Below are 12565 nucleotides of genomic sequence, written 5' to 3'. Positions count from 1 at the left end.
AAATTTGCTTTCACTTTTAAAAAGTGAAGACAAAAAGCAACCAAGGTTTTTGGTTGTCATCAAGAAGGGTTAATTCTTGATAACTGTTTGCCGGACTCAATTGTGAATCAAACTTTAGTTTGATTCGAATACAAGACACTTGAATGTGTTTGTTGTGTTTATCTAATGAAAGATAAACATTGAGAACTTTTAAATTTGATTGAATTACTCGTAAGTAATCAATCAGTCAGCTTTCCAAATTGTTAAAGAGCTTGATTCAAACTAATGAACCATTTTTAAATACTCTGATAGAAGAGAATACTTAAAGATGGTATCCCGTAGGGGAGTCGAACCCCTGTTACCGCCGTGAAAGGGCGGTGTCCTAGGCCTCTAGACGAACGGGACACTGGATATTGAAGAACTTGGGAGTTCTTCGTCTCTTTACTTTTCTAAACCTAATCAATCTGTGTGGACACTCATCGTAAGTATCTTCGTATAAGGAGGTGATCCAGCCCCAGGTTCCCCTAGGGCTACCTTGTTACGACTTCACCCCAGTCATGAACCACAAAGTGGTGAGCGTCCTCCCCGAAAGGTTAAACTACCCACTTCTTTTGCAGCCCACTCCCATGGTGTGACGGGCGGTGTGTACAAGGCCCGGGAACGTATTCACCGTGACATTCTGATTCACGATTACTAGCGATTCCGACTTCATGGAGTCGAGTTGCAGACTCCAATCCGGACTACGACGCACTTTTTGGGATTCGCTCACTATCGCTAGCTTGCTGCCCTCTGTATGCGCCATTGTAGCACGTGTGTAGCCCTACTCGTAAGGGCCATGATGACTTGACGTCGTCCCCACCTTCCTCCGGTTTATCACCGGCAGTCTCCCTGGAGTTCCCGACATTACTCGCTGGCAAACAAGGATAAGGGTTGCGCTCGTTGCGGGACTTAACCCAACATTTCACAACACGAGCTGACGACAGCCATGCAGCACCTGTCTCAGAGTTCCCGAAGGCACACCTGCGTCTCCGCTGGCTTCTCTGGATGTCAAGAGTAGGTAAGGTTCTTCGCGTTGCATCGAATTAAACCACATGCTCCACCGCTTGTGCGGGCCCCCGTCAATTCATTTGAGTTTTAATCTTGCGACCGTACTCCCCAGGCGGTCTACTTAACGCGTTAGCTCCGAAAGCCACGGCTCAAGGCCACAACCTCCAAGTAGACATCGTTTACGGCGTGGACTACCAGGGTATCTAATCCTGTTTGCTCCCCACGCTTTCGCATCTGAGTGTCAGTGTCTGTCCAGGGGGCCGCCTTCGCCACTGGTATTCCTTCAGATCTCTACGCATTTCACCGCTACACCTGAAATTCTACCCCCCTCTACAGCACTCTAGTTCACCAGTTTCAAATGCAGTTCCGAGGTTGAGCCCCGGGCTTTCACATCTGACTTAATGAACCACCTGCATGCGCTTTACGCCCAGTAATTCCGATTAACGCTCGCACCCTCCGTATTACCGCGGCTGCTGGCACGGAGTTAGCCGGTGCTTCTTCTGTTGCTAACGTCAAGATGCGCAGCTATTAACTACACACCCTTCCTCACAACTGAAAGTACTTTACAACCCGAAGGCCTTCTTCATACACGCGGCATGGCTGCATCAGGCTTTCGCCCATTGTGCAATATTCCCCACTGCTGCCTCCCGTAGGAGTCTGGACCGTGTCTCAGTTCCAGTGTGGCTGATCATCCTCTCAGACCAGCTAGGGATCGTCGCCTTGGTGAGCCATTACCTCACCAACTAGCTAATCCCACCTAGGCATATCTTGACGCGAGAGGCCCGAAGGTCCCCCTCTTTGGCCCGTAGGCATTATGCGGTATTAGCCATCGTTTCCAATGGTTATCCCCCACATCAAGGCAATTTCCTAGGCATTACTCACCCGTCCGCCGCTCGACGCCCATTAACGCACCCGAAGGATTGTTAGTGTCGTTTCCGCTCGACTTGCATGTGTTAGGCCTGCCGCCAGCGTTCAATCTGAGCCATGATCAAACTCTTCAATTTAAGATTTTGTGACTCAACGAATACTGACTTCAAAACTACTATGTAATTTTAAAGCTATTACCATTCCAACAGAATGGTAATGAATTGACTGTGCCAAATAACCCCCCTCTATATAGAAAGTAATTATTCGTATTGGTCACTCAGTTCATTGAAATCATTGTGTTACCGAAGTAACTGTTTTACTTCTCTTAATAAAAAGGGAAGATAAAACGTTTTGATATTCATCAACGAGTGCCCACACAGATTGATAGGTTTAAATTGTTAAAGAGCGTGTTCTCTAAAAAGAGAACGCTTTCAGTGCCTTAGCACTCAAGCAGGACGCGTATAATACGCTTTCCACTTTGAAAGTCAACATAAAACTCTAAGAAACTTAGAACTCTATGGTGACTTGTCTAGAAACTAGACAACGTCGAAATTAAAGCCTGGCGATGTCCTACTCTCACATGGGGAAACCCCACACTACCATCGGCGCTATTGTGTTTCACTTCTGAGTTCGGCATGGAATCAGGTGGGTCCACAATGCTATGGTCGCCAAGCAAATTTTAAAATTCGGAAAGCTGCTTCTCTATTTAATAGAGCTTTAAAAGTTTCTCTTCAAACTCATTCAAGGTCTGTCTTTGAGTCCACAAAACCCCTTGGGTGTTGTATGGTTAAGCCTCACGGGCAATTAGTACAGGTTAGCTCAATGCCTCGCAGCACTTACACACCCTGCCTATCAACGTCGTAGTCTACGACAACCCTTTAGGACGCTTATAGCGCCAGGGAAAACTCATCTCAAGGCTCGCTTCCCGCTTAGATGCTTTCAGCGGTTATCGATTCCGAACTTAGCTACCGGGCAATGCCATTGGCATGACAACCCGAACACCAGAGGTTCGTCCACTCCGGTCCTCTCGTACTAGGAGCAGCCCCTTTCAATTTTCCAACGCCCACGGCAGATAGGGACCGAACTGTCTCACGACGTTCTAAACCCAGCTCGCGTACCACTTTAAATGGCGAACAGCCATACCCTTGGGACCGACTTCAGCCCCAGGATGTGATGAGCCGACATCGAGGTGCCAAACACCGCCGTCGATATGAACTCTTGGGCGGTATCAGCCTGTTATCCCCGGAGTACCTTTTATCCGTTGAGCGATGGCCCTTCCATTCAGAACCACCGGATCACTATGACCTGCTTTCGCACCTGCTCGAATTGTCATTCTCGCAGTCAAGCGGGCTTATGCCATTGCACTAACCACACGATGTCCAACCGTGTTTAGCCCACCTTCGTGCTCCTCCGTTACTCTTTGGGAGGAGACCGCCCCAGTCAAACTACCCACCAGGCACTGTCCGTAATCCCGATTCAGGGACCAACGTTAGAACATCAAAACTACAAGGGTGGTATTTCAAGGACGACTCCATCACATCTAGCGACGCAATTTCATAGTCTCCCACCTATCCTACACATGTAGGTTCAATGTTCAGTGCCAAGCTGTAGTAAAGGTTCACGGGGTCTTTCCGTCTAGCCGCGGGTACACTGCATCTTCACAGCGATTTCAATTTCACTGAGTCTCGGGTGGAGACAGCGTGGCCATCATTACGCCATTCGTGCAGGTCGGAACTTACCCGACAAGGAATTTCGCTACCTTAGGACCGTTATAGTTACGGCCGCCGTTTACCGGGGCTTCGATCAAGAGCTTCGTCCGAAGACTAACCCCATCAATTAACCTTCCGGCACCGGGCAGGCGTCACACCGTATACGTCATCTTACGATTTTGCACAGTGCTGTGTTTTTAATAAACAGTTGCAGCCACCTGGTATCTGCGACTCTCGTCTGCTCCATCCGCAAGGGACTTCACTGATAAGAGCGTACCTTCTCCCGAAGTTACGGTACCATTTTGCCTAGTTCCTTCACCCGAGTTCTCTCAAGCGCCTTGGTATTCTCTACCCGACCACCTGTGTCGGTTTGGGGTACGATTCCTTACAATCTGAAGCTTAGAGGCTTTTCCTGGAAGCATGGCATCAATGACTTCACTACCGTAGTAGCTCGACATCGTATCTCAGCGTTAGTAGTGGTCCGGATTTACCTAAACCACCCGCCTACATACTTGAACCTGGACAACCGTCGCCAGGCCCACCTAGCCTTCTCCGTCCCCCCATCGCAATTGTAAGAAGTACGGGAATATTAACCCGTTTCCCATCGACTACGCCTTTCGGCCTCGCCTTAGGAGTCGACTTACCCTGCCCCGATTAACGTTGGACAGGAACCCTTGGTCTTCCGGCGAGGGAGTTTTTCACTCCCTTTATCGTTACTCATGTCAGCATTCGCACTTCTGATACCTCCAGCAGCCCTTACAGACCACCTTCAACGGCTTACAGAACGCTCCCCTACCCCACATACCCTAAGGTACGTAGCCGCAGCTTCGGTGTATAGCTTAGCCCCGTTACATCTTCCGCGCAGGCCGACTCGACCAGTGAGCTATTACGCTTTCTTTAAATGATGGCTGCTTCTAAGCCAACATCCTGGCTGTCTGAGCCTTCCCACATCGTTTCCCACTTAGCTATACTTTGGGACCTTAGCTGGCGGTCTGGGTTGTTTCCCTCTCCACGACGGACGTTAGCACCCGCCGTGTGTCTCCCGGATAGTACTTACTGGTATTCGGAGTTTGCAAAGGGTTGGTAAGTCGGGATGACCCCCTAGCCTTAACAGTGCTCTACCCCCAGTAGTATTCGTCCGAGGCGCTACCTAAATAGCTTTCGGGGAGAACCAGCTATCTCCAGGTTTGATTGGCCTTTCACCCCTAGCCACAAGTCATCCGCTAATTTTTCAACATTAGTCGGTTCGGTCCTCCAGTTGATGTTACTCAACCTTCAACCTGCCCATGGCTAGATCACCTGGTTTCGGGTCTAATCCTAGCAACTGTACGCCCAGTTAAGACTCGGTTTCCCTACGGCTCCCCTAAACGGTTAACCTTGCTACTAAAATTAAGTCGCTGACCCATTATACAAAAGGTACGCAGTCACACCACGAAGGTGCTCCTACTGCTTGTACGTACACGGTTTCAGGTTCTATTTCACTCCCCTCACAGGGGTTCTTTTCGCCTTTCCCTCACGGTACTGGTTCACTATCGGTCAGTCAGTAGTATTTAGCCTTGGAGGATGGTCCCCCCATATTCAGACAGGATATCACGTGTCCCGCCCTACTCGTTTTCACTGATTATGATGTGTCGGTTACGGGGCTATCACCCTTTATTGCGAGACTTTCCAGACTCTTCACCTGCATCATTAAAAGCTTAAGGGCTAATCCAATTTCGCTCGCCGCTACTTTCGGAATCTCGGTTGATTTCTCTTCCTCGGGGTACTTAGATGTTTCAGTTCCCCCGGTTTGCCTCCTGTTGCTATGTATTCACAACAGGATACTTACTTATGTAAGTGGGTTTCCCCATTCAGGAATCCCAGACTCAAAAGGTTATTACTACCTAATCTGGGCTTATCGCAAGTTATTACGCCTTTCATCGCCTCTGACTGCCAAGGCATCCACCGTGTACGCTTAGTCACTTAACCATACAACCCGAAAGGGTCTTAGCGTATGGCAACTAACCAAGGTTTTTGGTTGTCATCAAGAAGGGTTAATTCTTGATAACTGTTTGCCGGACTCAATTGTGAATCAAACTTTAGTTTGATTCGAATACAAGACACTTGAATGTGTTTGTTGTGTTTATCTAATGAAAGATAAACATTGAGAACTTTTAAATTTGATTGAATTACTCGTAAGTAAATCAATCAGTCAGCTTTCCAAATTGTTAAAGAGCATAAAGCAAAAAGCTTTAATCAATAACTTACGTTATTAATTAAAGCTCTGGCTTTAACTAAATCTAAACCATCAATCTGTGTGGACACTCATCGTGACTATCTTCGTATAAGGAGGTGATCCAGCCCCAGGTTCCCCTAGGGCTACCTTGTTACGACTTCACCCCAGTCATGAACCACAAAGTGGTGAGCGTCCTCCCCGAAAGGTTAAACTACCCACTTCTTTTGCAGCCCACTCCCATGGTGTGACGGGCGGTGTGTACAAGGCCCGGGAACGTATTCACCGTGACATTCTGATTCACGATTACTAGCGATTCCGACTTCATGGAGTCGAGTTGCAGACTCCAATCCGGACTACGACGCACTTTTTGGGATTCGCTCACTATCGCTAGCTTGCTGCCCTCTGTATGCGCCATTGTAGCACGTGTGTAGCCCTACTCGTAAGGGCCATGATGACTTGACGTCGTCCCCACCTTCCTCCGGTTTATCACCGGCAGTCTCCCTGGAGTTCCCGACATTACTCGCTGGCAAACAAGGATAAGGGTTGCGCTCGTTGCGGGACTTAACCCAACATTTCACAACACGAGCTGACGACAGCCATGCAGCACCTGTCTCAGAGCTCCCGAAGGCACACCTGCGTCTCCGCTGGCTTCTCTGGATGTCAAGAGTAGGTAAGGTTCTTCGCGTTGCATCGAATTAAACCACATGCTCCACCGCTTGTGCGGGCCCCCGTCAATTCATTTGAGTTTTAATCTTGCGACCGTACTCCCCAGGCGGTCTACTTAACGCGTTAGCTCCGAAAGCCACGGCTCAAGGCCACAACCTCCAAGTAGACATCGTTTACGGCGTGGACTACCAGGGTATCTAATCCTGTTTGCTCCCCACGCTTTCGCATCTGAGTGTCAGTGTCTGTCCAGGGGGCCGCCTTCGCCACTGGTATTCCTTCAGATCTCTACGCATTTCACCGCTACACCTGAAATTCTACCCCCCTCTACAGCACTCTAGTTCACCAGTTTCAAATGCAGTTCCGAGGTTGAGCCCCGGGCTTTCACATCTGACTTAATGAACCACCTGCATGCGCTTTACGCCCAGTAATTCCGATTAACGCTCGCACCCTCCGTATTACCGCGGCTGCTGGCACGGAGTTAGCCGGTGCTTCTTCTGTTGCTAACGTCAAGATGCGCAGCTATTAACTACACACCCTTCCTCACAACTGAAAGTACTTTACAACCCGAAGGCCTTCTTCATACACGCGGCATGGCTGCATCAGGCTTTCGCCCATTGTGCAATATTCCCCACTGCTGCCTCCCGTAGGAGTCTGGACCGTGTCTCAGTTCCAGTGTGGCTGATCATCCTCTCAGACCAGCTAGGGATCGTCGCCTTGGTGAGCCATTACCTCACCAACTAGCTAATCCCACCTAGGCATATCTTGACGCGAGAGGCCCGAAGGTCCCCCTCTTTGGCCCGTAGGCATTATGCGGTATTAGCCATCGTTTCCAATGGTTATCCCCCACATCAAGGCAATTTCCTAGGCATTACTCACCCGTCCGCCGCTCGACGCCCATTAACGCACCCGAAGGATTGTTAGTGTCGTTTCCGCTCGACTTGCATGTGTTAGGCCTGCCGCCAGCGTTCAATCTGAGCCATGATCAAACTCTTCAATTTAAGATTTTGTCGGCTCAATGAATACTGACTTCAAAACTACAAAAAGTAATTCTAAAGCTATTATCTTTCCAACAGAAAGATAATGAATTGACTGTGCCAAATACTTTCTTTCTACAAGAGAAAGTAGTTATTCGTATTGGTCACTCAGTTCATTGAAACCAAAGTTGATTCCGAGGAATCTGTTTTACTTCTCTTAATTAAAAGGGAAGATAAAACGTTTTGATATTCATCAACGAGTGCCCACACAGATTGATAGGTTTAAATTGTTAAAGAGCTTCTCTTCGTTGTGACTTGCATCACTTCGGAAGAGGCGGCCATTCTAGCGTTTTAATTCTCAGTGTCAAACACTTTTGAAAATTAATTTCTACTTTTAAAAAGTAGAAGCGAATAATCGCTTAAAGCTAGTTGCCTTACTAACATTCTTCGCTGAAGCCTTGTGGCGTCTACCGTGTCAGTGAGGCGGCATTATAGAGATGTTCCTCACATTGGCAAGTGTTTATTAAAGAAAAATGTAAAAATAACGGTTAGATGACGAATAAACACTCAAAGCCTTATTTGTGCAAGTTTAACTACAAAGTACCTACAGAATAACCACAGACTTATCCACAATTGCTCTAATTTTCACCCTAGAAAACAAAAAAGCTGCCTTATGGCAGCTTTTTAAATGGCAATGAGTCTAAATCCCAGAGCCATATTGCTCTCCATCGTCTTCATGGAGACCACATTCTCGTTTTAGACCATTAAAACGGGTTTCTTCTTCAGTCATACCCGGTTCCCATTTCTTAGTAGTATGAGTATCTCCAACAGAAAGGTACCCCTGCTCACGAAGTGGGTGATAACTGAGACCATGCTCTTCTAAGTAATAATGAACATCTTTATTTGTCCAATCAATTACTGGCAAGAACTTAAACACACCATTTTGGATAGATAAGATAGGCAAGTTTGCACGCGATTGAGATTGCTCTCTTCTCAACCCAGAAAACCAAGTGCCCGCCTCGAGCTCATCCAGCGCTCTTCTCATCGGTTCAACTTTATTAAGCTTGTTGTACTTCTCTATCCCTTCTATACCTTGCTCCCAAAGTTTGCCATATTGCGCTTCTTGCCAATTAGGGCTCTGCTGAGAACGAAAAACTTGAAGGTTTAAAGTCAACTTCTGACTTAACTCATCGATAAATTGATACGTTTCCGGGAATAGATACCCAGTGTCCGTAAGAATAACCGGAATATCTGGTTTTGCTTGAGTCACTAAGTGCAGCATCAACGCCGCTTGGATTCCGAAACTAGAAGACACAACATGTGTCCCTTCTAAATGTTCTAGTGCCCACTTAACTCTTTCTAATGCGGTTAGCTGCTCTAACTCAGCATTGATTTGTCCAAGACGAAGTATTTGCTCCGTCTTAGTCAATGCGAGTAGCTCTGCTAACTTCAGTTTTGAAGCGACAGAATTATGCATGCAGATCCCTCTTTGAAATGATCACCTCTTCGATGATGCCAGCTCGGATTGTAAAATCACCGAACCCTTCATTGTCGTTACGTTCCGTAGCCCAACGTCCCACCAGCGAATCAATCTCTTCTAAGATCTGAGCTGAAGTGATGTTCTCTTTATACATCTTCGGGATACGAGTTCCGGCTTTGTTGCCACCTAAATGCATGTTGTAACGCCCCGGAGCCTTACCGACTAACCCCAGCTCAGCCAACATTGCACGACCACAACCGTTTGGACAACCCGTGATACGAAGGATGATGTTATCTTCTTCTGGTAATCCATGTTTCTTCAGAATGTCTTCAACATCCGTTACAAACTCAGGAAGAAAACGCTCAGCTTCTGCCATTGCTAAAGGACATGTTGGGAATGCCACACAGGCCATTGAGTTTTTACGCTGCTCGGAAACGGCATCATCCATCAGACCGTATTGACGTGCCAGCTTTTCAATTTTTGCCTTTTGGCTCTTAGGTACACCTGCAACAATTAGGTTTTGGTTCGCTGTCATGCGGAAGTCACCTTTGTGGATCTTCGCTATTTCAGCAACACCTGTTTTCAGCGCTTTCCCTGGGAAATCAAGCAAACGACCATTTTCGATGAATAACGCTAAGTGGTGCTTACCATCAATGCCTTCCGCCCAACCAATACGATCGCCACGGCCAGTAAACTCATAAGGACGGCTTTCAGAAAACTCAACGCCTGCACGTTTTTCTACTTCTGCTTTAAATACATCAATACCAACACGGTCTAGTGTGTATTTGGTTTTTGCGTTCTTACGGTTCGAACGGTTACCCCAATCACGCTGAGTCGTTACCACCGCCGCTGCTACATCTAACGTTTTATCTAATGCCACAAAACCAAAATCGTCAGCTTTACGTGCATAAGTAGAAGTATCGCCATGCGTCATTGCAAGACCACCGCCCACTAATACGTTAAAGCCCACCAGCTTTCCGTCTTTAGCAATCGCGATGAAGTTAAGATCGTTAGCATGAACATCTACGTCATTTTGCGGAGGAATTACAACCGTCGTCTTGAACTTACGTGGTAAGTAGTTGCTACCTAAGATAGGTTCTTCGTCCGTTGTTGCTAGCTTTTCACCATCTAACCAGATTTCTGCATAAGCACGAGTCTTAGGTAATAGATGTTCACTGATCTTTTTCGCCCACTCATAAGCTTCTTGATGGAGCTCAGACTCAACCGGGTTTGTGGTACACAAAACATTTCGGTTTACGTCACCCGCCGTCGCAATGGAATCAATACCAATACTGTTTAGTGTTTGGTGCATTAACTTAATGTTCGGCTTCAACACGCCATGGAACTGGAAAGTTTGACGAGTTGTGAGACGGATAGAACCATAAGAGGTACTTTCATCTGCGAATTTATCAATCGCGAGCCACTGCTTCGGAGTGATGATCCCGCCAGGCATACGCGCACGCAGCATGACGTTATGTAAAGGTTCTAGCTTTTGCTTGGTACGTTCATTACGAATATCACGGTCGTCTTGTTGATACATACCGTGGAAACGAATCAACTGAAAGTTATCAGCAGTAAAACCACCCGTAATTCTATCTTGAAGATCTTGTTCAATCGTACCGCGAAGATTTTTACTTTCACGCTTTAAACGCTCGTTGTCAGCCAAAGGTCCCAGTACTTGACCTAGCACTTCTTGCTCTATTACTTGCTTGCTCATTAGTACACATCCCTTTGGTAACGTTTCGCTTTACGTAAATCATTAATATATTGTTCAGCTTGTTCGCGGCTCTGATTGCCATATTTTTCCGCTATCGTAACTAACGCTTCATGGACATCTTTTGCCATTCGAGTCGCATCGCCACATACATAGAAGTACGCGCCTTCTTGAAGCCATTGCCAAACCTGCTCTGCCTGTTCAATTAATCGATCTTGAACATAAACCTTTTCTTTTTGGTCACGACTAAATGCCACATCAAGCTTGGTTAGCGCACCAGACTTAAGGTACTTCTGCCATTCAACTTGATATAAGAAATCTTGAGTAAAGGTTCGGTCACCAAAGAACAGCCAGCTCTTACCTTGAGCGTCATTGTTTTCACGCTCTTGAACGAAACTACGGAATGGAGCAATACCAGTGCCAGGACCAACCATGATGATTGGTGTATTGTCGTCTTGTGGCAGTTTGAAGTTATTGTTGTTCTCTACAAACACCTTAACTTCACCACCTTCTTCTAGGCGTTGAGCTAAGAAACTTGACGCTCCACCTAAACGAGATTCATCACCTTTTTGGTATTCAACCAGACCAACCGTCAAGTGAACTTCTTCATCTACTTCAGCTTGACTTGATGCAATAGAATAAAGACGTGGCGTTAACTTACGTAGAAGACCGATTAGCTCATCAGCTGATAGCTTGGTTTTCTTTTCAGCTAAAACATCGACAATTTGAGTATTACCCGCATATTCACGAAGCTTGTCTTTATCTTCCACCAGCTTGATTAACTTTTTGCTGCCAGATAACTCGGCAAACTTAGTCACAAATTGAGGGTTTGATGACGTAATCTCGAATTTACTCACTAGAGCACTATGGAGAGATAAGTTTTGACCATCTACATCGACACTTTCGATACCAGATAACCCAACCTTAGAAAGGATCTGATTGGCAAGTTCTGAACTGTTTTCAAACCATACACCTAACGCATCACCAGGTTGATAAGTAATACCTGACTCATCAAGATCAATCTCGATATGACGAACATCTTTACCAGAGTCGCGACCCGTGATCTTTTGACTCGTCAGTAATGTGGCTGTGTATGGGTTTTGTTTGGTGTATTGCGAATGACCCGCGGCCACTTGACCAACTGGTAACTGAACGACATCGGCTTCAGTGCCTGTCGATAGTGTCTCTTTTACTTGCTCTAATGCTTTAGCACGCCACTCTGTTGCCGATGCTTCGTAATCAACATCGCAATCAAGACGATCAACAAACGATTTAGCACCAAGCTTAGCTAAGAAGTTATCGAAATCTTTCGCGGTTTGGCAGAAGAACTCATAACTTGAATCACCTAAACCAATAACACCGTATTGTAGGTTTGATAATTTCGGCGCTTTCTTCGATTGTAGAAACTCGTGTAACTCAATAGCGTTATCTGGGGCTTCGCCTTCGCCATTGGTTGAAGCAACGAAAATGACGTGTGTCTCTTTGGCTAAGTTCTTGCCCTTATAGTCACTTGCGTCAAAAAGCTCGACAGCAATACCTAAAGCCTTTGCTTCTGCCTCAAGCGATTCAGCAACACCTTTAGCATTACCCGTTTGAGAAGCGAAGATAATACTTAACTTACCCGCAGGTTTAGCGGCTACTGCAGCGGCGGCTTGAGCGATTGGCGCGGCTGCACCTACAGGCTGAGCTTGACTCACACCCCAAAGATAACCACTGACCCAAGCCAGTTGTTGCGAAGATAACTCAGAAACCGATTGTTGAAGATGACCCAGTTGTTGGTCATTAAGTGGTGCTGCTAGCCCAGGTAGCTCATTAGCCCCAGACTGTGCATTATTATTTTGTGAAGACTCTTTCTTATTTAAAGACATGGTCACGACATCCCTAATCATTGCGTGACGATAGATTAACCACTAC

3 protein-coding genes, 1 tRNA gene and 4 rRNA genes are annotated in these 12565 nt (G+C 46.6%); all 8 read right to left on the bottom strand.

Translation table 11 applies throughout. From position 1 onward, the window contains the following. Positions 1 to 308: 308 nt before the first annotated feature. Positions 309 to 384: transfer RNA gene (locus tag AC3CH3_RS01620), tRNA-Glu, on the bottom strand. Between the two features lie 91 nt (positions 385 to 475). Continuing rightward, positions 476 to 2030, bottom strand: a 16S ribosomal RNA gene (locus AC3CH3_RS01615). A gap of 420 nt (positions 2031 to 2450) precedes the next feature. Continuing rightward, positions 2451 to 2566, bottom strand: a 5S ribosomal RNA gene (rrf, locus tag AC3CH3_RS01610). A 110-nt stretch (positions 2567 to 2676) separates the two neighbouring features. Beyond that, positions 2677 to 5570: ribosomal RNA gene (locus tag AC3CH3_RS01605) — 23S ribosomal RNA — on the bottom strand. A gap of 356 nt (positions 5571 to 5926) precedes the next feature. Beyond that, positions 5927 to 7481, bottom strand: a 16S ribosomal RNA gene (locus AC3CH3_RS01600). The 16S, 23S and 5S rRNA genes sit together here with 1 tRNA gene alongside, the layout of an rRNA operon. Before the next feature lie 676 nt (positions 7482 to 8157). Next, entirely contained in the window at positions 8158 to 8934 is a 777-nt protein-coding gene (locus tag AC3CH3_RS01595; RefSeq protein WP_017073463.1) for a phosphoadenylyl-sulfate reductase, read from the bottom strand. Further along, a complete protein-coding gene (gene cysI / locus AC3CH3_RS01590; RefSeq protein WP_171331084.1) occupies positions 8927 to 10654 on the bottom strand; it encodes an assimilatory sulfite reductase (NADPH) hemoprotein subunit in 1728 nt (575 codons plus the stop codon). The genes AC3CH3_RS01595 and cysI overlap by 8 nt, the downstream gene beginning before the upstream one ends. Next, positions 10654 to 12519 (bottom strand): assimilatory sulfite reductase (NADPH) flavoprotein subunit, encoded by a 1866-nt coding sequence (locus AC3CH3_RS01585; RefSeq protein ID WP_016794666.1) that lies wholly within the window; start codon positions 12517 to 12519, stop codon positions 10654 to 10656. The genes cysI and AC3CH3_RS01585 overlap by 1 nt, the downstream gene beginning before the upstream one ends. Positions 12520 to 12565: the final 46 nt, after the last annotated feature.

The sequence above is a fragment of the Vibrio sp. QJM3NY_35 genome, from assembly GCF_057785915.1.
Note: the sequence above shows the minus strand (reverse complement) of the source record. Positions and strands in the feature narration are given on the sequence as shown.